We start from the raw sequence: 17,993 nt of genomic DNA, 5'->3' as shown, positions 1-17,993 counted from the left end.
TTCTAGGCCTTCGGCCCTTCACTGGGACGGCGCTACGCGCCGCCCCTTAGCAAAACGTTAGAAAACTGAAAGGGTTTAAATATGAAATGGATAGCAGTAGTTTTCTTAACCTTAATTACCAGTCAATCAATGGCTTCATCAGAATTTGAGGTAATTTACGACAACGGAAATTCTAAGGTTATTCTTACCAATTCTGGTCTACTTCCAGAAGCTAAGCTCAACCTACACGGAAAATCGGTTTGTTCTAATAACAACTTCTGTATCCTTTGGTTTTATTCAGAACGCAGCAATGCCAATGTTGGGGCTGCGGCAATGAAAGCTGGTAATTTATTTGCTCAAACACCAGGAATGTATGGAATATTCTCTAAGAACAATGTAGTTAACAATATTATTTGCTATGAGCCTTCTAGTGGTTGTTAGCAAAACACATAATCAGGTAGCCGAGAGTCTCTAACCCTCAGCCCCCACAACACCCTGCATGCGGGTCAGCACAGGGTGTTTCACTTAGGATAGTGAAGCGAGATCCCTCTATCTCGCTACGTATAAAGTCGCTGAGTTTTTAAATAAGATTTCGATAACGCCAGATAAACCCCTTTGCCTTCTTCTGTCAATGCTGAGCTGGCATTAGCTCTGGACATTGCACCGATCTAAGATAGAATCGAACAGGTTACATCAAGCTCAAGGAAGAGAGCGCTCACGCTAAACTGATACCTCGCATGCGCATATACAGGGACGCCTCTTTCCTACCCTCTTCCTGAAAGCTTCTAAATTAGCATGCTGTAGCGTCTTCTGACTTTTAAGTAGGGAATGATATCCGCATGCGCATGAGTAAAACTATTAGGCTATAAGCAATTTCAAACTACGCAATAGGAAAAATGAGAAATGGACAAAGTACTATTTACTACCGAAAATTTACCAGAAGGTTTAATAGTTAAAGAAGTCTTTGGCATGATTCAAGTTACCGGGACTGTAGAAGTATCAAATAAGGGCGTTATACGTGGGCTCTTAGAGCGCAAAAGAAACGAGTATCAAGAAGTAATTGACTCATTCGTTAACAGTGCCCCCTCTGAAGCGAACGCCATTCTTGGTGTTCAAATATCTACTTCCTCCCAACAATTTAGCAACGGAACATTTTTGTACATCACCTATATTGGCACACCAGCAACAATAGAAAACGTACAAGCCTAAACATATAACCCTAACCCCCATAAAGGCCGGTGGGCAACCCCACCAGCCTAGCATCAACCTAGGATCGGCGACGGTCTTGCATATCCAGTAAGCGCTCTACCCTATCTTGATCCACATACGGCGTGAGTGACATCGAAGGCTCTGCAATGGGATCGTATAAGTTCGATTTAACCGCCTCGACCTTTTTGGCTAAGTCGTTCAGTTGTTTAGACAGATCATCAAGCTGGCGGTAGCGGTGGTAAGCGATCTTATTCCACGTTGCCAGGTACGCGATTTTCTCTTCAGGAAACGGAGCCCTTTGCTGTTTGGGCAAATACTCCCCTTCCAGTGCGTAGGCACCGATAAAGTTTCTGACGGCATCCAAACTACCCGCTGGAATATCCTGAGCAGACACCACGCTAAAAGCTTTGTGAACTTGTGACCAGATATGCTGTTTTGCCCGCGTGCGCAGCGCAGGCTCAAGGTGTTTTACTTTACCGTCCAGTATTGCCCCTAAGCAGCGGAAGCCATCTGTGCCGATCGTATTGTTCAGGATGCTATCCACCAGCGCGGGGTTGGTTTCTCTCAGCTCCGCTTCCATCTGGTTAAAGGCGTTAATGTACAGCTCTTTCACCTGTGCCGCTTTTTTGCCGGTGAACCCCATGACAAGAAACATAAAGCCGTCCTTGGTCATTTGGTACGCATCATACTCATTACCTCGATGGTTAAATTTAACTGCCGAAAAGTTGGCGGTTAAAAAATGATCAGAACAGTCGAGAGATTTAATCTTGTCTGTGACATGACTATGCCGCTTTCCAAAAGCCTCAGCCACCAGCAATGAGGTGGTTACGGGTTGATTGTTCGATGCAATAGATATGAGTGTGGTAGGTTCACAACGTGTGATTTGATTAGCCATAATGGCCTCCTTGCTGTCTTTTCGAAATACCCCTTTTCGAATAGGGGTGCCGGGAGGTTCGAAACAGCCAGCAAGAGCTGCGGATTTATTCCCCCGAAGGGTATTGTATTCATCACCCTCCCGGCATAACAAAAGCTATGGCCGGATTTTAGGCACAAAAAAACAGCGCTTTCGGGTGCTGATACCGCTTGCTGACTGGAGGTTTCGACGCCTCGTATGAGGAACAGTAATCCCTTCGCCTTTTTCTGTCAATGCAGAGCTGGTGGTTGAAGCCCTAACTAGGCGACATCTGCACACTATGTCTAACCCTTATAGGTCCTTTTATGCTGGACAATGACCCAAACCGGTCTAGAATCAAAATATAGCTAAAGCTCAAGGAAGATGGCGCGAGTGTTACAGACATCGTGCGTTTGTAATTACAGGGATGCCTTCCGATAACTCCTTCCGAAAAGCTTATTATAAATAATGTGTTAGGGCGGTTTCTGACTTTTCAGTAAAGAATGATATCGCGCACGCCGATGAATAAAATGTTATGCATAGGAATAATAGAATGAAGTTGTTTGCATTTTTAGTGTTTTTTCTTGTTATATCCGGATGCGCTTCAAATATTCCTGTGCAGGAGCCGGTAGAAGTAGTCACGTTGCAAAAAGAGTTCCCGCCACAGGTTTGGTCTGATCACAAGGAGTTAAATATTTCAGAGTCGGCATGTGCTGAAAAAGGAATGCAAATACTTAACTCGTTGGGCTTCATACAGGTAGTAAAAAGTAGTCATGGTGAATATATTTATGGTAATTACAGTAACAATCGAGCAGTAATTAAATGCGTTTCTGTCAATGGACAAACACTTGTTTACTCCATTGTTGCGGGTCCTAAAAAAGCGATCGTTGAAAAGCTCAGAAACGAAATTATGTGGCAGTATTAAGTGCATAACAAAGCCAACCACAATCGCCCACAAAAGACGTGGGCTGGACTCGCTAACGCTCGCCTGTGTTGGCGGCGTTAGTCTGACTAGGATATAAGATGAAATATATTGATTTAAAAGGATTTTTTTTGGGTGGTTTTCTTGGATTTTTAGGCCTAGTGATTGTAGTTGTTGCATCCGCGTTTATACAGATTCTACTATTTGGCACTAGCGAATATGAAGCAGAATATACAACGCAAGAACTCGTTATATTAACTATCGACTGCATTATTATTTATCTATGGTCAGGTTATATAATTTCAACGATTTCTAAAAAAGCAAAAATATCAACTCCAATCATTGCTTCAATTATTGTTATGGTTTTTGCCTTTTTCCCTGTAAGGGAAGTACCTATTTGGTACATGCTAAGTTCAGCACTTCTTGCGCCGCCTCTTTTTTATTTTGGAGCTAAATTTCATGTAACCAGACTAACAAAGCGCTTAAGCGCTGGGACGCAGCAAAGCTGCGCCCCTTAGCGCGGCGTTAGAAAACTGAAAGGGTTTAAATATGAAATGGATAGCAGTAGTTTTCTTAACCTTAATTACCAATCAATCAATGGCTTCATCAGAATTTGAGGTAATTTACGACAACGGAAATTCTAAGGTTATTCTTACCAATTCTGGTCTACTTCCAGAAGCTAAGCTCAACCTACACGGAAAGTCGGTTTGTTCTAATAACAATTTCTGTATTCTTTGGTTTTATTCAGAACGCAGCAATGCCAATGTTGGGGCTGCGGCAATGAAAGCTGGTAATTTATTTGCTGAAACACCCGGAATGTATGGAATATTCTCTAAGAACAATGTAGTTAACAATATTATTTGCTATGAGCCTTCTAGTGGTTGTTAGCAAAACACATAATCGGGTAGCCGAAAGTCTCTAACCCTCAGCCCCCACAACACCCTGCATGCGGGTCAGCACAGGGTGTTTCACTTAGGATAGTGAAGCGAGATCCCTCTATTTCGCTACGTATAAAGTCGCTGAGTTTTTTAAATAAGATTTCGATAACGCCAGATACCCCCCTTTGCCTTCTTCTGTCAATGCAGAGCTGGTGGTCGAAGCCCTAACTAGGCGACATCTGCACACTATGTCTAACCCTTATAGCTGCTTTTATGCTGGACAATGACCCAAACCGGTCTAGAATCAAAGCATAGTCAAAACTCAAGGAAGATGGCGCGCGTCATATCGATATCGTGCGTTTGTGATAACAGGGACCCCTTCTGATTCCCCTCTTCCGAAAAGCTCTTAAAATTAGTGTGTTATGGCCTTTTCTGACTTTTATGTAAGGAATGGTATAGCGCATTCAAATGAATAAAAATGTTAAAAACTTAAGCATGGTCACGCAATGAAGAAAAAGCCAAGATTCTACAAGTATAAATCTTTGGATAATTTTGAATTCTTGCTGGATCTCTTATTGAAAGAGAGGATGTATGCTGCCCCCTATCACGAGCTTAATGACCCAATGGAAGGCGTCATAAAGATTGACGGTACCATTTCGAAAGAAAGAGAAGCAGAGTGGGAAAGTCTTATTAAAGAGACTCGATTGGTTTGCTTCACAAAGAGCTCAACAAATCCTTTAATGTGGTCACATTATGCAGATGGTGGTAGAGGCTGTGTTGTATGCTTTGAGCTAATGGATAAGCAGATATTTCACAAGGTTTCGTATCTTAAGAAACCATCGATTACCGAAAAAGACCTGCTCCCCGAAAAGGCTCTTCAAATATTACAATACAAAGACAAGCACTGGAAATATGAAGCTGAGTATCGCTGCTTGATTCAAAACGAAAGCTTCTTACCTGTAGATATAAAGTCAATTACATTTGGACCACGGGCTGACAAAAATAAAGTCGACATGCTTTCGCATATTCTGAGGCTTTGCAAGCCTAAGCTGGGTGTTTTCAAAATGAATGACAACGGCCTAGTTGAGAAGCCAGAAATCATTACAGGAGCCACGATAACACGCATGGCAAACCAGCAGTTGAATCCAGATTATTGTCCTAAGTGTAGTGAAACAGAAATCATTCAAAACAATTATGTTGGCCGTAACAGAAACTGGGTTGGCTTTTAACAGGTATTCAGCGTTAATACTGATTAAGGGAACCTCAATGATGAAAGATAGGTATTGGTATATTCGCGGGATGAGTGGGCTTAACCAATTTTCTGAATTGATGATTCCGCAAGGCCACCTTACGAGCAAGAAGTTGGATGAGCTTCTGCAGGCATTGGTGGCCAAATACGGTTTGTCTGACGAGGAAATTACTTCGTGTTTTTATAGGAAGCGCTGCAAAGCATACTGCTCTTTATTAGAGATTAGATATGATAGACAGAATCAAACAAGGGAATGCGGTGAAGATCCTTACTTTGTTGCATCTTTGGTTGATAGTGCGGGGAAAACTATCCCTATGCCTAAGTTAAAATCGGCACATTAGTCGAGTAGCCGAGGGACCTATAGCCTTAAGCCCTACAATAGCTGGGGGGCACCCTTCGACCTGAAAACGTGAACGCTATGCCACCTATTAGCTCTATGCCTAACCCTTTCAGCTGCTTTTATGCTGGACAATGACCCAAACCGGTCTAGAATCAAAACATAGCTAAAGCTCAAGGAAGATGGCGCGCTAGAAATAGTATCGCGCAAACGCATTTATAAAACGGCTAACATAACCCTATGCGAATATTCTCAGCTCTATTGATATCATTATTCCTAATATCAAACTCCATCTATGCAAAAGACCACAAGCAGCATGATACTACTGCTGATATTTTGCTTGCTGCAAAGAAAATATTTCAAAAAAACGGAAAGTTTGTCCCTGTATACAATGAGTACATAACTAATCAAAGTGACTACGAAAAAGGTTTCCATGATGGCATGCATTACTCTACTACTACTTTTCTCAATCAAGGAACGAACCATTTACTGCAAAAGACGCTGAAAGAGGTCAATAAGGAATCAAGAGATTATGCTTGCGGTTTTTACTCCGCCCTTGAAAGTTACTACGCTATTTCAAGCTATATCATTAATTCCAGCCCTCTCCGTGAAAGTCATAACGAATAATACGTTATCCTTCAAACAGCTAAGCGGGGGAAGGTACTAGAGCTTACTCATGAAGAAACCGTTAGAAGAACATCTCAATGGATAAAGCCCTAGAGCTTAAAATCAGCTTAGACAATGGTCTCTCTATTTCTCAAGATGAAGCGCTGCAGCTGCTTGCACAGTCCGAGCTTGTAAAAGAACTCACACGAGATTGGAGCGACGACCCGCTTTTCTGCGTTTGGCGACTCATCGCATTGAGTGAGATACCTTTTGCCCAACATCTTGAATATACCGACAGACTAATTGATCAGGTCTTCGAAAGACTTACCACTCCTTTTGGTTTCTCGCTTAGTGGTGACGAGAAATACTTTCTCCCCTGCTACAACGCAATGCTGATCAGTGCGATGTGCAGACTAGGCCAATCCAGAGCAGAACATGTTTTGAATGGTGTAGAGTGGATAACTACATATCAACCAATGGAACGCGGCTTATCAGTATCAACCTCAAAATTAAATTTTGACAGATTTGGCGGTTGTTTTAAGCATACGCCTTGTTACATTGGAGTTGCCAAGTCCGTATTTGCACTTCTTTCTTATTGGAAGGCCACAGGAGATACCGGCGTTAGCGAAAAACTAGAAAAAGGCAAAGAATACTTACTTGATCACGAGCTAGTACGGAAGCTAAGCGACGGTAAACCCATTACTCAACACATTATGGATATTTCGTTTCCTGAATCCTATCATCTGAATATCGTAGAGCTGATTCGATTTTCCAGTAATGCCAACCTTTTAGATGACCCAAGAAGCCATTTCGCAGTACGCTATTTGGAGAAAAAAAAGGGAAAAACGGGTTGGAAAACGGATTTTCGCTACCGATCAAACGGGTATATTTCCTTCGACAAGAATGGAAGAAAAGCCGGCGATTGGGTAACTTACATAATTAATCACGCATTAAATGGATTCAATACGGAAAAGTTCGCAGTTAAAGAATGATCAGAACACTCCAAGCCTTGAACTTTACACATAAATTCGTTTTAGCGCTTACCAAAAGCCTCAGCCACCAGCAATGAAGTAGTTACGGGTACGTTGTCAGATGCAGAACTGGCAAAACCCTAACTAGGCGGCACCTGCACACTATGTCTAACCCTTTCAGGTGCTTTTATGCTGGACAATGACCCAAACCGGTCTAGAATCAAAACATAGCTAAAGCTCAAGGAAGATGGCGCGAGTGTTACAGACTTCGTGCGTATGTGATTACAGGGATGCCTCCTGAATGCCTCTTCCGAAAAGCTTTTAAAATTAGCGTGTTATGGCATTTCTCTACTTCTAAGTAAGGAATGATATCGCGCATGAGAATTATTATATTGTTACCTTTGAGCCCGTAATAACTCAATCTGAGGAGAGTAAGTATGAGTGATGAATTTGACATCAATGATACTGAGAGTGTTGTTCAAATTAGCTCTGATATTAGCTGTTCATGTGAAGAATGTGATTTTTACATTGATGCAGATGTGGAAGAAGGTGTTAATCACTACATTCAAGTGCATGGATATACCCTTCTACATATAGGCCAAGAAACTGAGCACGATCAAAATGGTGAGCCATGGCATAATACTGTTGCTTTCTTAGCTGTGTAACATTTCATCAGGCTTAGATAATACGATAAAGCCATTGAGTGAAATCTGTAATTGGTAATGAGCTTCAACAAAGCCAAAATAAAGCTCATCATCTTAAGCGATACTGCGCATGCGCATGAAAAACTGTTGAGCATAGAAAATGAAACGAGACATGGATAAAGTCAGAAAGATAATATTGGCCGTTCGAGATGCAGAAGGCCCGTTGAACGGTAAATCGATTGAAGGTGTAACCGAAGCGGAGTTCGCAATGCATGCGCAGCTGCTTGATGAAGCAGGTTTGATTCAGGCTGCGTTACAGGGTGAAGGTAAGCGCGTTGCCCAGTCGGCAGTGATTTTCCGGCTCACTTGGCAAGGCCACGACTTTGCGGATTCCATTGTCGATGAAACACTTTGGAACAAAGCGAAGGAACACGTTATTAATCCAACCGCGTCATGGACGTTCAGCATCTTAAAGGAGTATTTGAAGGCCGAGATACGGAGCCGTATTCCTGGTCTGGAAGCTGGCCAGTGAAACCTAAACCAACATCTATAAAGGCCGATGGGCAGCCCCACCAGACTATGATCGCTGATAAGCACTATGTCTAACCCAATCCGGTGCTTTTTTTATGGACATCCGATCCAAGATAGAATCGAGTCCCTTGTCCCAAGTTAAAGAAAGGCTGTGTGCGCTTGCGCAGTAAAAACTGTTATGTCAGTACGGAAACTTAGATGTTCGACAATCTGAAGTATGTTCAGCAAATTTTTGTGGCTTTAACAAAACTGTTTCTTTTTTTCAGGGATCCTGAGAATCAGCATTTGGCCACTTGGGTGCAAACTCTCGCTGTAGTTGCAGGTGTTGTCATTGCCTTAAATCAGCTTGATACTCTGACAAAGCAGGATCAAATAAAAAGTAATGAACGTTACCTAGAATTCGAAAAACGTTTCTCATCAGATATTAGTTTAAAGATAGGAGCTCTTTATGAGCACTATGAGAATCGAAATCGTCTGAACGATGATGAATATTCCAAGCTATATACTCTTGAGGGCATGTTGAAGATACGTCGTGAGATCGAAATATATATTTCAGATCTAAGCACTTGCGGTAATCTTCAAGTTTGCCCGAAATCATTGGTGGATAACAACGTATGCGCTCAGTCAAAACACTTGCATCATCTGCTAAGCAAAGAATTAAAGTTGCCTCCAAAATGGAAAATGAGCTTTAACGAACCAGTGTTCTATGAGTGGAAAATAAATGAACATTGTAATATTTTCGAGCGCGCCTATTACTGGTGGAGCACTTAACAAAACGCTCAAATAATTACCTAACTAGCGCTCAACCACGCTATCTCGACCATATCCCGTACAAACTCCTCCCCCGCTTCGAGCTTTTTGAGGTAGGCGCTGCGGCTGATGCCTAGCTCGGCGGCTATGCGGCTTTGCGTGTAGTGGCTGCGGCCTGTTTTGGGGTCTGGGCGCTTTCGTAGGTAAACCGTGGCGATCAGGGCGTTAGCGGCTTTGCTGTCACGTTTTTTTAGTACATCCATCATTTTGCAGGCGCGCTGCGTCTTAATGCCTTGCGGCATGTCCGGCATGAATAGGATCTGGTAGAGCATGTTGGCGTTACTCTCCCCACCACCTCCGTGGGCTGGTAGATCGCCTTTAAACTCGATGATACGCCCCATCAGGTGTTCTGCTCGCCAGCCTGCGTATTGGCGCGCGTTTTCCTTTAGGATGACGGAGATATAACGTTCAACGACTTCTAATACTCTGCTGTCCATTAGTCCATCCTGTGTTTGCCACCGAGCCGCGAGCTCATACCGCGATAGCGATCGACTGCTTCATCTTGAGCCACCAGCTGTCGTTTGAGTTCGCGTATCTGGTTACGCTGTTGTTTAATACATTGCTTCATGGCGGCAATCAGTACGTCTCTATGGATTGCCTCGCCTGAGTCTTTTGCTATCACGCCTGCACCCTCACACTTAAAACAGACATCTGTGTGAAATGTCCCCTGTATCAAGCCATCGTTACATAAGGGGTTGTCACACTCGGCCAATGGCGGCAGCTTTATACGGCTGGGTTTACTCACGTAGCGCCCTGGTTACTGGTAATGATAGGTACGCTTCCACTTCGGCTTTAAGCGCATCAAAACCTTTGCACAGTACTGATTTGTATCCTTGGCTTGCGAGCTTTTCTAGCCATGCTTTTTGCGTGACAGATACAACGGCATTGTGGGGTGGTGTCGCTTTAAACTCGATATACAGGCCAAAGTAGCCGCCCCGTGGTATTGCTATGCAGATATCCGGTACACCCGCTTTAACCCCTTGCGCCTTGAGCCTAGCCCCTTCTTTTTGCCCGCCTTTGCGACTTCCACCATTGGGTACGTGATACGCCATATCGAATACGGCCGGATGCCTTACCCGCAACCAGTTGAAGAACGCCGCTTGCTCACTTCCCTCTCTATCCCTCATCCTTCACCCCTTCGGCTTGTTAGCTGCGTTAAGTTGGTAATCAGCACGTTTTAGCTCACTAATACTCAGGGTTGAGAGCACCCACTCTGTACCTGTCCAGCGGTAAACTCGTTGGCCTTGGGCTTTGTAAAATCCGTATACCGCGTGGTGTGTTGTTCCTTCGGGAGCATCCAGCGCCACCGGCACCAAAGGGGCCTCATCCATAGCGGTACGGGTACGACGAAACGCACTCGATGGGAATAAATGCGCATATTGGTGTTTCACATCGCTCACTGTCATCGGGGTACATCCAAAGCGCTTGGCGATCTCTACATTGGTAACTTCACCCTTGCTCTGCAATAGCGCATCGAGAATACCAGCTCGATCATGCTTACGCCCTGCTGTGACTATCATACGTTGCGCTCCTTCTCTTGCTCCTGCTTGCCACTAACCCCCTGCCCCGCAAACCATAGTCTTGCCCCCTCGATCTGCTCGCGGCTCAGGTAGATATACATTGGCCCTGCCTTGCAGTTCCTGTTCACCAGATGGCGCACATAGTTATGTGCTGCCGCTGCATCGTGGACGCTGGTTACCGCGATCCCTAGCATGTTTTCTGGGTTTTTAATCGTGCTCACCAGTCCATATCTCCTACGTTCATGATGGATGCCGACACCTTGGCGCGTGTTGTTTGCTTGCTGGGTGGATCAATCCAATCGGTATTCCCCACATCCATAACCGCTGCCGAAACCATGGCACGCTGATTGGATTTTGCTGGGCTGGCCAAGAAATGCTTCACCTGCTGCACCAGCTTGTGCTCCCACTGCTGCTGCGAGTAGCAGTCGTTGCGTGCCGCCCAGTAGCTCACAAACTCGGTGATCACCTCCTCCTGCGTTTCGAGGTCCAACGCCGAAAGATCAACTCGATTGAATCTCAACCTCTCGCCAAACGATCTGGACGGTTGCCAGCCCATGAACATCTCAAAGCGGTGATCAGTGGAACAGGAGACATCATCAAAAACCGGATGCTGCTGTGCGGGTGGCGGATTGATTTCGCCTACTGGTGGTTCAGGATGGCACTCAGCATCAACAGGTTCATTGACTGGTTCAAAAGAGTGACTGGTTCTGGGGTCAGATTCTGACCGGGTCAGGGGGTCAGATTTTGACCGGGTAGCGGTTGAATCCTGACCGGGTTTATTTTTGACTGGGTCAGATTCTGACCGGGTCAACTCGTTAGACGGTGATGATGTAGCCGCTGAATCCTGACCGGGTTCATGTTTGACCGGGTCAGATTTTGACCGGGTTAGATTAATATCACCCTTAGCGATCGTTAGCCGATACAGGTTGCTGCTCTTACCGTCGTTCCGCTCTTCTACTTGAATAAAACCACCAGCGGCCAGCGCTTTAATATGCGCCTTAACGGTACTGCGCCCCATCTCACAATGATCAGCAATGTTCTGATAAGACGGCCAGCATTTACCTTCATCGTTAGCGTTATCAGCTAGCTTGATCAAAACCAACTTACGACCGTGGTTTCCCACCTTAGCCTTAAGTGCTTCGACCATTAATAACATGCTCATTCTTTGGCCCCCTCTTTCACCCACCAGCCTCAGCCAGCTTTGTTGCATAACACGGCATCACACCCAGCGATTCACAATGTGTTTGATGAATCTCAGCCAGCAAACGAACATCGTCATTCAGAACGGCTGAGCGCAACTCCTCTAATTGGAATGTGGGCAACACCTCAAGATTCGATCCTTGGCGGTAAAACGCTACGCGTACCAGGTTAGGTGCGAATCCGGGCAAGTCGGTGATCATCTGCACCAAGTGTTGTGCGGCAACCGAGCAAGTAGACTGCTGAATATCATCCATCAGACGCCCCAACTCCGGCGCTACAGACAGCCCTAATAGCGGAGGCGTACGCTGTTGAGCAAAGTCAGCCTCAGCGATTGCCACCTCTATCTCGAAATCATCAGGATTAAGGGGAGTATTAAAAGGATCTGCGGCTTGCTCGGCCTCTACATCCAAGGACGACTCACTCACAGCCGGAGGCATCAGCACGCTTTCAGCCCAGAAATACTGGTTAGCGTCGTAGAACAGCTGCCCCTTTTTCTGCAGCTTAACCACCGTTGCACTGATCATAGGGACATTGGTCTCAACCCCCTGCTGTTCCAGCATATTCACCAGTCCGGGAATAGATGCCCCCTGATTACCTCGGGCCTTTAGCGCCCTGATTACGTCATTAGTTAAATCGTTAGCCATGGGTTAAACCTCAATTTATTAAGTTGCGTCGCTCCGCTACTATTAAGCCTCTGACCCCTTGCAAGTAACGGAGCTACGCATGACCGAAAAAACCTATTCTTACCGCCTCTCCTATACCGGACTGGAAGGCGATATGACCCCAAAGCAATACCATTCCGATAACAAAGCTCAGGCTGACGATGTCATACAGCTTGAGAACGGAAATTGGCATTACGTGATTGAGGTTAAGCAAATTAAAGCGCCTCCATACGAGCAACTGAGGCTTGCAAAATCGGGGCAAGATCATGAGGACGCGCTGTACGAAGCGCTTGATCAAGGGTATCTATCAGAAAACGATATGCCTCATATCTAACATCGTGAATTAAGAACGTTTCAGCAGGCCACATCAGATCAAATAGGACCGAATGCCCCACGCCCTCTGCGCCATAAACGGCAACGCCGAGTGCCGCTTTTAGTTTGTCGTCAAAAGTGCGCGCTCTCGCCTGTCGATCCGCTTGCTTATTGTTAGACGGCTCAAAAGCAATACGCTCCAAACCCTTAGCTTTTCGCTCGTTCTTACGTTTTACCCCGATCAACCGCGCATGCTCTGCCATAATGGCGTTTATATTGTTTTCTTTAGCAGCCATAACGACCCGCTTGAAGCAATCGGTCGGCTCTATACAATCCAGCGGCTGACCACTGTCATCAACAGCACCAAGCGGATAACTGCACTCGGTAGCAAATAGCGGTGTCTTTAGCACCACTCCCAGCGCGAACTCGGTTTTCAAAGCTAACGGTTTCTCTTTAAGCTCGGCCACCAGAGCCTGAGCCTTTGCACCTCGCGGTTTTAGTCCGTCTAGAACTGACATCTTGCGTACCTGTACAAATTCACATGGAACCCAACCGATAAAAAAAAGCCGGTGGGTATGGATAATGGGTTATGCAGACAACGCATCAGGTGGATACAGGTCAGGACGTAGCTGGTGAGCTGTTACCTTGTTATTTACAGCCATAGCAACAAAGCGCGCATACTTGGCAGAGCAGCGCTTTTCTCGGTGTCGCCAGTTGGTGATATGTTGCTGTTTAATTCCGCGCCCAGGGGGTAAAGTGCCTTCTTTAGTCGCCAACTCTGTGACTTTGCGGCTTAAGGCGGTTGGCCCACCAGCAATGGAAATAGCGACTTCTAATGCCTCTAGCTCTGTCATATCAACACCTAAAAGTATAATTTAAGGCAAAATATAACACTTGATGTGTTTATTTTAAACACTTTAAGCGCTTTGATTTCAAAACGTTTAGTTGTGATAATAAAACTATGATGCTTAAAGACCGATTTAAAACAGCCCGGAAGAGAAGGGGCCTATCTCAGCAAGAAGTTGCTGATGGCATTGGCGTGGCTCAAAATGCAATTGCAAAAATTGAGTCGGGTGAAACAAAGCAGCCCCGAAAAATTGAAGATATCGCCGCCTTTCTCGGCGTGACTTCTCAATGGCTGCTTTTTGGCAATGGGCCTAACCACCTCTCAACCTCTACAGAGCTTAGCGCTGATAATATCGTAACGGTTGATAGCGGCCAGTTCGTATCTGTGCCAGTCTATGAATCCCACCTAGCAGCAGGGACCGGCGCTTATACGGATAATGACGTAGTTATCACTTACAAGCCGGTACTTAAGGAAACTCTCGACCGCTTCCATATCCCCCATAACGCCGCAACAATCGCTACTGTCAGCGGTGATTCGATGGAAAGTACGCTACAAGATAAGGACGTAATTCTAATTAATTCAAGTGCATCTATTCCAACTAGCGGAAAGATCTATGCTTTTGAATTTGATGGTGATTTGCGGGTCAAGAGGTTCAATAAGCGCTTAGATGGATCATGGCTTATTACTAGCGATAACCCAGATAAGAATATCTATAGGGATGAGGTCTTGTCATCTCATAATATTGATCAACTCAGAATCATTGGCCAGGTTGTAACTATTGTAGAGCGTAATTTACTCTGAATTTTAGGGATTACAATTAGGTAGACTTAAGAGCCTTTCCATCTCGAAGCCACATCTGTTTCAACCCTGCCAAAGCGACAGACTCCTAATATCTAATATTTGCCTCCCTTTTGTATTCTAACGCTTGACCATGTTAATTTTTTCCACCAACATGTAGGGACAAAAAATTAACATGAGGATTGGCCATTGTTATCAGAAGTGATTTTCAAAGAAGAAACAGATGTAACCGATAAGCTAGCCTTTTTCGGTGTAACAGCCCCACAGTTACTGCAACTTGCACATAACGTTGCAACTGCTAGATCCCAAGCTACTCCTTTACATGCAGCCAATGCGGCAGGCACTTTCGCATACCATGAAGGAGTAAGAGGAAAAAGAGAGTTATTCATAAGCAACCAAACTGGCTGGGTAGCCGCCTCTTACAAAGGCATTGAGGCAGTTGAAAACCATGACAAAGGACTTATCGTAGTTTTCCAAAACGTCACCCAAGCATGCAGTAGCAATTCACCGAAGGCTATATCAGGAAAAAAAACTGGATCAAAAGAGCTAGTTGAGTCGAACAATAATTTCGAATTGTTTCCAGAAACCAAGCCTCAAAAAACATTGCATGAAAACAAGTCAGTTTGGTATTTGTGCGTGTCTTCTGACATCGAAAACGTAAAAGTCGAGTTGTCCAGACCTACATCAATAGATGATAATGGGCAGTTTAGTGCCTTTAGCGAACGAATTTTTATTACTGATTACAACGGCGATTTTGAACCGATCGATACTAAAAATTCACGAGAAAGGTATGAAGCTGACGATTTTGAAATTTATAAAATAGAATGATGATTGAATTTAACCCCGATCGCTTGATTGTTGCTAGACAACGGAGAAGCATTACAGCCAAAGCACTGGCTGAGGCGACTGGTATTTCAGCAGTTCACATTTCTCGTATTGAAAAAGGTAAGGCAGAAAACTTAGAAGAATCAACTGTAAATTCCCTTGCTAAGGCTTTAAAGTTCCCGGTTGATTTTTTCTATCGGGATAAGCCCCGTGTGCCTTTAAAAGAGGAGGTTAGCTTTCGGAGCTTAAGCAAAATGTCCGCGAAAGAAAGAAATGCAGCAACGGCTGCTAGCGCTTTTGCCTTCGAAATAAACGACTGGGTATCGGAGAGGTTCAGCTTGCCCAAAGTAGACCTCCCGGATCTTTCAGACCAAACAAGCCCGGCAATTGCCGCATCTTTACTACGCGACTTTTGGGGCTTGGGCGAAATGCCGTTAGGCAATATTATTAAACTTCTGGAGTCAAAAGGTATTAGGGTGTTTTCTTTGTCCGAAAACACAAGAAATGTCGATGCGTACTCCTGCTGGGAAGATCACGTCCCCTATATTTTTCTGAATACGTACAAGACGGCGGAGCGCAGTAGGTTCGATGCGCTGCATGAGTTAGGCCACTTGGTAATGCACTCAAATGGAGTTCCACAAGGCAGGCAGGCAGAAAATGAGGCTAATGAATTCGCTTCTTACTTTCTAGTACCGCAGGCTGATTTGATAGGCACCATCCAGAAAGTAACGTCTTTGAACCAGTTAATTAAAGCCAAGAAAAGATGGGGTGTATCTACTGCAGCTCTAGCCTATCGCTTACATAAAGTTGGATTTATTAGTGATTGGCAGTACAAGACCTTCTGTATTGATTTGAGGAAACTGTACGGCCAAACAGAGCCAGAGGGGCTTGAAAGAGAAAAGTCAGTGCTCTGGGATAAGGTTTTTAAAGCGCTCTGGACAAACGGACAACCTAGATCATGTATCTCCAAAGCTTTGTCACTTCCAGAGCACGAAATAGATACATTGTTGTTTGGCCTTATTGGCGGAGAAGTTGTATCAGGAAAAGGAAAACCTAAGCTATCTTTGGCTTAGGTGCGCCAGACCACCAAACAACTATAACTTCGCAACCAATTACCACCCTCACCTTCTAAACCAGCTTCCCGTTCTCGGGAGCTGGCAATTCAAGTACCCCTTATTTTGCCCCTCCATACAGGCAAACAATACGCTCTTACTCTCTGAATTATTTATTACTTTTCACTTAACTGGGTTACCCCATCAATCTAAAACACTTTTAGTGTTGACAAGCAACCAACTAGAGCTATATTCTTAAACACATATAGTGTTTTAAGGTGGTTGACATGATTACACGCACTCAACACGGATACGGTTTAGGTGACTGGGAATGTACCCCCGTTATTCTCCCCAGTGGTCGTAAAATTACGCCTACCGAATCACGCGCTCTGGTTTGCCGACTAAACGGCCTCAGCCAGAAAGAAGCGGCGGAAGAGATGAACTGCAGCAAGTCCAATATTGCTCAAGCGTGGGAATCCATCTATTTCAAAACCGCCACCAGCGATGTGGTGGTCGCTATCAATAAGCTGTTTGAGCTCGGGGCTATTCATCGTGTCAGGATCATTTTGATCATGTTGGTATGTAGTTGGCTGACCTTCCCTGCTATGCAGGCAGACCCCGAAGCAGATCAACACACCGAGTTAGCCCGTCGTTACCGCTCGCGTAGCTCACACCGTAGCCGTGCATCCACCAGCACCCGAAACGCTCAGCTTGACCACGCGGCTGAGCTATTGGGCGAGGCTGTTTACGAGTTCTGCACCATAGCTGATTTTGGAGGCAATGATCATGCTGCCTGAATTCTTTGTGCTGATCGGCTTCTTTTTCGCGGCTACGGCACTGTTTTGTACAGCATTCGTGCTGGTGGGCATCTACTACGGCCTACAACAGAAAGCCTCCGGCAAACCATTTTTACCCGCTGTGTTGCGCTTCATGCGTGACCCAGACAATACCTACATCCACTAAGGAAGGAATCACCATGTTATTACTCACACGTAAAGTCGGCGAAACCATCATGGTCGGCGACGACATCACCGTTACCGTGACATCGGTTAAGGGCAATCAGGTTCGATTGGGGTTTAACGCCCCTAACGATGTGAATATCCACCGCGAAGAGATCTATCTGGAGATACAGAAAGAAAAGGCCATGAAGGATGTGGCCAATGGCTAAGACTGCGGCACAGCGTAAGGCCGACCAGCGCCGAAGGGAGGCATCGCATCTTGAGGCTGTAGGTGCTTCTCGGTTTTCTATGGATATGTACCAAGGCACGCGTGAAGCCCTTGCTCGCATAGTAGAAGCCGGCGGCTTTGAGCAGCCAGCCGAAGCCTTAACTGTCCTGATCCATAACGCGGATAACGAAATACAGCGTGACATGTCACAAATTGACGTTTTGCTCAATGTGGCACGTCTCAGGGAGACAAAGCGATGAGTTATATCGATGCAATCCAGGCACGGCATGTTCAAACCAACCTGCGAAACGAGCTAAGAATCTTTGGCCGGTACTGTAGCGCAATCAATCAAGGTATAGAGCTCAATTCATCTGATGCTAGGGATCAACTTGCTCATCAGATCATTAATCTATTTATCCGTGCAGAGCGCCAAAATATCGACCTAGCCTCAGCTATTGTCGAGCGTCTTAGCCATACCGCCAGAACGGAGGTGCCCATGTGTGATGCAGTTTTAACCCAGATGCGCCCTGATCAAGATAAGGCCAGCTCTATTAGGAAAGGAACTTCCCGTGACTGAAGCAG

30 protein-coding genes are annotated in these 17,993 nt (G+C 45.1%); 20 read left to right on the top strand and 10 right to left on the bottom strand.

Translation table 11 applies throughout. The features are described from left to right. Positions 1–81: 81 nt before the first annotated feature. Both F0U83_RS05910 and F0U83_RS05905 read left to right on the top strand, forming a co-directional pair. Positions 82–420, top strand: a complete 339-nt coding sequence (locus F0U83_RS05910; protein WP_138988658.1) for a hypothetical protein — start codon at positions 82–84, stop codon at positions 418–420. A gap of 462 nt (positions 421–882) precedes the next feature. Next, the gene (locus tag F0U83_RS05905; protein ID WP_138988657.1) at positions 883–1,188 is read left to right on the top strand and encodes a hypothetical protein; all 306 of its coding nucleotides are present in this window, start codon (positions 883–885) and stop codon (positions 1,186–1,188) included. A 58-nt stretch (positions 1,189–1,246) separates the two neighbouring features. On the opposite strand, the gene F0U83_RS16950 is transcribed toward F0U83_RS05905, so the two are convergent. Then, positions 1,247–2,083, bottom strand: coding sequence for a Rha family transcriptional regulator (locus F0U83_RS16950; protein WP_170221911.1), 837 nt, complete (start codon positions 2,081–2,083; stop codon positions 1,247–1,249). A 550-nt stretch (positions 2,084–2,633) separates the two neighbouring features. Here F0U83_RS16950 and F0U83_RS05895 point away from each other — a divergent pair. The 10 genes from F0U83_RS05895 to F0U83_RS05850 all read left to right on the top strand — a co-directional run bounded on the left by F0U83_RS05895 (position 2,634) and on the right by F0U83_RS05850 (position 8,989). Next, complete coding sequence (locus tag F0U83_RS05895) at positions 2,634–3,005, top strand: hypothetical protein (protein WP_211343705.1); 372 nt, start codon at positions 2,634–2,636, stop codon at positions 3,003–3,005. A 98-nt stretch (positions 3,006–3,103) separates the two neighbouring features. After that, positions 3,104–3,520 (top strand): hypothetical protein, encoded by a 417-nt coding sequence (locus F0U83_RS05890; RefSeq protein WP_138988655.1) that lies wholly within the window; start codon positions 3,104–3,106, stop codon positions 3,518–3,520. A 31-nt stretch (positions 3,521–3,551) separates the two neighbouring features. Then, positions 3,552–3,890: a hypothetical protein gene (locus tag F0U83_RS05885; protein ID WP_138988654.1), complete on the top strand. Its 339-nt coding sequence runs from the start codon at positions 3,552–3,554 to the stop codon at positions 3,888–3,890. Positions 3,891–4,386: 496 nt separating this feature from the next. Beyond that, the gene (locus F0U83_RS05880; protein ID WP_138988653.1) at positions 4,387–5,109 is read left to right on the top strand and encodes a DUF2971 domain-containing protein; all 723 of its coding nucleotides are present in this window, start codon (positions 4,387–4,389) and stop codon (positions 5,107–5,109) included. Between the two features lie 37 nt (positions 5,110–5,146). Next, complete coding sequence (locus F0U83_RS05875; protein ID WP_138988652.1) at positions 5,147–5,470, top strand: hypothetical protein; 324 nt, start codon at positions 5,147–5,149, stop codon at positions 5,468–5,470. A 236-nt stretch (positions 5,471–5,706) separates the two neighbouring features. Beyond that, positions 5,707–6,093: a hypothetical protein gene (locus tag F0U83_RS05870; protein WP_138988651.1), complete on the top strand. Its 387-nt coding sequence runs from the start codon at positions 5,707–5,709 to the stop codon at positions 6,091–6,093. Positions 6,094–6,170: 77 nt separating this feature from the next. Beyond that, complete coding sequence (locus tag F0U83_RS05865) at positions 6,171–7,064, top strand: hypothetical protein (RefSeq protein ID WP_170221909.1); 894 nt, start codon at positions 6,171–6,173, stop codon at positions 7,062–7,064. Between the two features lie 416 nt (positions 7,065–7,480). Then, a complete protein-coding gene (locus F0U83_RS05860) occupies positions 7,481–7,708 on the top strand; it encodes a hypothetical protein (protein ID WP_138988650.1) in 228 nt (75 codons plus the stop codon). Between the two features lie 151 nt (positions 7,709–7,859). Further along, complete coding sequence (locus tag F0U83_RS05855; protein WP_211343704.1) at positions 7,860–8,219, top strand: DUF2513 domain-containing protein; 360 nt, start codon at positions 7,860–7,862, stop codon at positions 8,217–8,219. Between the two features lie 197 nt (positions 8,220–8,416). Further along, a complete protein-coding gene (locus tag F0U83_RS05850) occupies positions 8,417–8,989 on the top strand; it encodes a hypothetical protein (protein ID WP_138988648.1) in 573 nt (190 codons plus the stop codon). Positions 8,990–9,009: 20 nt separating this feature from the next. Here F0U83_RS05850 and F0U83_RS05845 read toward each other — a convergent pair whose 3' ends face one another. From F0U83_RS05845 to F0U83_RS05805, 9 genes are all read right to left on the bottom strand, one after another. Then, positions 9,010–9,465 (bottom strand): hypothetical protein, encoded by a 456-nt coding sequence (locus F0U83_RS05845; protein WP_138988647.1) that lies wholly within the window; start codon positions 9,463–9,465, stop codon positions 9,010–9,012. Continuing rightward, the gene (locus F0U83_RS05840) at positions 9,465–9,773 is read right to left on the bottom strand and encodes a hypothetical protein (protein ID WP_138988646.1); all 309 of its coding nucleotides are present in this window, start codon (positions 9,771–9,773) and stop codon (positions 9,465–9,467) included. The genes F0U83_RS05845 and F0U83_RS05840 overlap by 1 nt, the downstream gene beginning before the upstream one ends. Next, entirely contained in the window at positions 9,766–10,155 is a 390-nt protein-coding gene (locus F0U83_RS05835) for a VRR-NUC domain-containing protein (RefSeq protein WP_138988645.1), read from the bottom strand. Before F0U83_RS05835 ends, F0U83_RS05840 begins: the two co-directional genes overlap by 8 nt. 3 nt (positions 10,156–10,158) lie before the next feature. Further along, positions 10,159–10,548 carry a hypothetical protein gene (locus F0U83_RS05830; protein ID WP_138988644.1) on the bottom strand — a complete coding sequence of 130 codons (390 nt, stop codon included), beginning with the start codon at positions 10,546–10,548 and terminating at the stop codon, positions 10,159–10,161. Next, complete coding sequence (locus F0U83_RS05825) at positions 10,545–10,769, bottom strand: hypothetical protein (protein ID WP_138988643.1); 225 nt, start codon at positions 10,767–10,769, stop codon at positions 10,545–10,547. The genes F0U83_RS05830 and F0U83_RS05825 overlap by 4 nt, the downstream gene beginning before the upstream one ends. Next, the gene (locus F0U83_RS05820; RefSeq protein ID WP_138988642.1) at positions 10,766–11,710 is read right to left on the bottom strand and encodes a helix-turn-helix domain-containing protein; all 945 of its coding nucleotides are present in this window, start codon (positions 11,708–11,710) and stop codon (positions 10,766–10,768) included. The genes F0U83_RS05825 and F0U83_RS05820 overlap by 4 nt, the downstream gene beginning before the upstream one ends. A gap of 16 nt (positions 11,711–11,726) precedes the next feature. Beyond that, positions 11,727–12,392: a hypothetical protein gene (locus F0U83_RS05815; protein WP_138988641.1), complete on the bottom strand. Its 666-nt coding sequence runs from the start codon at positions 12,390–12,392 to the stop codon at positions 11,727–11,729. Positions 12,393–12,625: 233 nt separating this feature from the next. Next, entirely contained in the window at positions 12,626–13,240 is a 615-nt protein-coding gene (locus F0U83_RS05810; RefSeq protein WP_138988640.1) for a hypothetical protein, read from the bottom strand. 69 nt (positions 13,241–13,309) lie between these two features. Next, on the bottom strand, positions 13,310–13,576 hold the full coding sequence (locus F0U83_RS05805; RefSeq protein WP_138988639.1) for a YdaS family helix-turn-helix protein: 267 nt from the start codon (positions 13,574–13,576) through the stop codon (positions 13,310–13,312). Positions 13,577–13,683: 107 nt separating this feature from the next. On the opposite strand from F0U83_RS05805, the gene F0U83_RS05800 reads away from it, so the two are divergent. The 8 genes from F0U83_RS05800 to F0U83_RS05770 all read left to right on the top strand — a co-directional run bounded on the left by F0U83_RS05800 (position 13,684) and on the right by F0U83_RS05770 (position 17,988). Next, positions 13,684–14,370 carry an XRE family transcriptional regulator gene (locus tag F0U83_RS05800; protein WP_138988638.1) on the top strand — a complete coding sequence of 229 codons (687 nt, stop codon included), beginning with the start codon at positions 13,684–13,686 and terminating at the stop codon, positions 14,368–14,370. A 186-nt stretch (positions 14,371–14,556) separates the two neighbouring features. Next, the gene (locus F0U83_RS05795) at positions 14,557–15,195 is read left to right on the top strand and encodes a hypothetical protein (protein WP_138988637.1); all 639 of its coding nucleotides are present in this window, start codon (positions 14,557–14,559) and stop codon (positions 15,193–15,195) included. Beyond that, on the top strand, positions 15,192–16,265 hold the full coding sequence (locus F0U83_RS05790; RefSeq protein ID WP_211343703.1) for a helix-turn-helix domain-containing protein: 1,074 nt from the start codon (positions 15,192–15,194) through the stop codon (positions 16,263–16,265). Before F0U83_RS05795 ends, F0U83_RS05790 begins: the two co-directional genes overlap by 4 nt. Before the next feature lie 266 nt (positions 16,266–16,531). Continuing rightward, positions 16,532–17,041, top strand: coding sequence for a helix-turn-helix transcriptional regulator (locus tag F0U83_RS05785; protein ID WP_138988636.1), 510 nt, complete (start codon positions 16,532–16,534; stop codon positions 17,039–17,041). Next, a complete protein-coding gene (locus F0U83_RS16945) occupies positions 17,031–17,207 on the top strand; it encodes a hypothetical protein (protein ID WP_170221907.1) in 177 nt (58 codons plus the stop codon). Before F0U83_RS05785 ends, F0U83_RS16945 begins: the two co-directional genes overlap by 11 nt. 13 nt (positions 17,208–17,220) lie before the next feature. Then, entirely contained in the window at positions 17,221–17,412 is a 192-nt protein-coding gene (gene csrA / locus F0U83_RS05780; protein ID WP_138988635.1) for a carbon storage regulator CsrA, read from the top strand. Next, on the top strand, positions 17,405–17,671 hold the full coding sequence (locus F0U83_RS05775) for a hypothetical protein (RefSeq protein ID WP_246077859.1): 267 nt from the start codon (positions 17,405–17,407) through the stop codon (positions 17,669–17,671). Before csrA ends, F0U83_RS05775 begins: the two co-directional genes overlap by 8 nt. Then, the gene (locus F0U83_RS05770) at positions 17,668–17,988 is read left to right on the top strand and encodes a hypothetical protein (protein ID WP_138988634.1); all 321 of its coding nucleotides are present in this window, start codon (positions 17,668–17,670) and stop codon (positions 17,986–17,988) included. Before F0U83_RS05775 ends, F0U83_RS05770 begins: the two co-directional genes overlap by 4 nt. Positions 17,989–17,993: the final 5 nt, after the last annotated feature.

It is taken from the genome of Neptunomonas concharum (assembly GCF_008630635.1).
Lineage (GTDB): Bacteria > Pseudomonadota > Gammaproteobacteria > Pseudomonadales > Balneatricaceae > Neptunomonas > Neptunomonas concharum.
This window is presented reverse-complemented; position numbering and strand designations above follow the sequence as displayed.

Excerpts from the sequence above, each read along its gene's own strand:
- F0U83_RS05860 (WP_138988650.1), top strand. The coding sequence starts at position 7,481 with ATGAGTGATGAATTTGACATCAATGATACTGAGAGTGTTGTTCAAATT.
- csrA (WP_138988635.1), top strand. The coding sequence starts at position 17,221 with ATGTTATTACTCACACGTAAAGTCGGCGAAACCATCATGGTCGGCGAC.
- F0U83_RS05830 (WP_138988644.1), bottom strand. The coding sequence starts at position 10,548 with ATGATAGTCACAGCAGGGCGTAAGCATGATCGAGCTGGTATTCTCGAT.
- F0U83_RS05785 (WP_138988636.1), top strand. The coding sequence starts at position 16,532 with ATGATTACACGCACTCAACACGGATACGGTTTAGGTGACTGGGAATGT.
- F0U83_RS05870 (WP_138988651.1), top strand. The coding sequence starts at position 5,707 with ATGCGAATATTCTCAGCTCTATTGATATCATTATTCCTAATATCAAAC.
- F0U83_RS05875 (WP_138988652.1), top strand. The coding sequence starts at position 5,147 with ATGATGAAAGATAGGTATTGGTATATTCGCGGGATGAGTGGGCTTAAC.
- F0U83_RS05800 (WP_138988638.1), top strand. The coding sequence starts at position 13,684 with ATGATGCTTAAAGACCGATTTAAAACAGCCCGGAAGAGAAGGGGCCTA.
- F0U83_RS05820 (WP_138988642.1), bottom strand. The coding sequence starts at position 11,710 with ATGAGCATGTTATTAATGGTCGAAGCACTTAAGGCTAAGGTGGGAAAC.
- F0U83_RS05835 (WP_138988645.1), bottom strand. The coding sequence starts at position 10,155 with ATGAGGGATAGAGAGGGAAGTGAGCAAGCGGCGTTCTTCAACTGGTTG.
- F0U83_RS05770 (WP_138988634.1), top strand. The coding sequence starts at position 17,668 with ATGAGTTATATCGATGCAATCCAGGCACGGCATGTTCAAACCAACCTG.
- F0U83_RS16945 (WP_170221907.1), top strand. The coding sequence starts at position 17,031 with ATGCTGCCTGAATTCTTTGTGCTGATCGGCTTCTTTTTCGCGGCTACG.
- F0U83_RS05805 (WP_138988639.1), bottom strand. The coding sequence starts at position 13,576 with ATGACAGAGCTAGAGGCATTAGAAGTCGCTATTTCCATTGCTGGTGGG.
- F0U83_RS05790 (WP_211343703.1), top strand. The coding sequence starts at position 15,192 with ATGATGATTGAATTTAACCCCGATCGCTTGATTGTTGCTAGACAACGG.
- F0U83_RS05865 (WP_170221909.1), top strand. The coding sequence starts at position 6,171 with ATGGATAAAGCCCTAGAGCTTAAAATCAGCTTAGACAATGGTCTCTCT.
- F0U83_RS05910 (WP_138988658.1), top strand. The coding sequence starts at position 82 with ATGAAATGGATAGCAGTAGTTTTCTTAACCTTAATTACCAGTCAATCA.
- F0U83_RS05895 (WP_211343705.1), top strand. The coding sequence starts at position 2,634 with ATGAAGTTGTTTGCATTTTTAGTGTTTTTTCTTGTTATATCCGGATGC.
- F0U83_RS05775 (WP_246077859.1), top strand. The coding sequence starts at position 17,405 with ATGGCTAAGACTGCGGCACAGCGTAAGGCCGACCAGCGCCGAAGGGAG.
- F0U83_RS05855 (WP_211343704.1), top strand. The coding sequence starts at position 7,860 with ATGGATAAAGTCAGAAAGATAATATTGGCCGTTCGAGATGCAGAAGGC.
- F0U83_RS05890 (WP_138988655.1), top strand. The coding sequence starts at position 3,104 with ATGAAATATATTGATTTAAAAGGATTTTTTTTGGGTGGTTTTCTTGGA.
- F0U83_RS05850 (WP_138988648.1), top strand. The coding sequence starts at position 8,417 with ATGTTCGACAATCTGAAGTATGTTCAGCAAATTTTTGTGGCTTTAACA.
- F0U83_RS05885 (WP_138988654.1), top strand. The coding sequence starts at position 3,552 with ATGAAATGGATAGCAGTAGTTTTCTTAACCTTAATTACCAATCAATCA.
- F0U83_RS05810 (WP_138988640.1), bottom strand. The coding sequence starts at position 13,240 with ATGTCAGTTCTAGACGGACTAAAACCGCGAGGTGCAAAGGCTCAGGCT.
- F0U83_RS05845 (WP_138988647.1), bottom strand. The coding sequence starts at position 9,465 with ATGGACAGCAGAGTATTAGAAGTCGTTGAACGTTATATCTCCGTCATC.
- F0U83_RS05880 (WP_138988653.1), top strand. The coding sequence starts at position 4,387 with ATGAAGAAAAAGCCAAGATTCTACAAGTATAAATCTTTGGATAATTTT.
- F0U83_RS05815 (WP_138988641.1), bottom strand. The coding sequence starts at position 12,392 with ATGGCTAACGATTTAACTAATGACGTAATCAGGGCGCTAAAGGCCCGA.
- F0U83_RS05905 (WP_138988657.1), top strand. The coding sequence starts at position 883 with ATGGACAAAGTACTATTTACTACCGAAAATTTACCAGAAGGTTTAATA.
- F0U83_RS16950 (WP_170221911.1), bottom strand. The coding sequence starts at position 2,083 with ATGGCTAATCAAATCACACGTTGTGAACCTACCACACTCATATCTATT.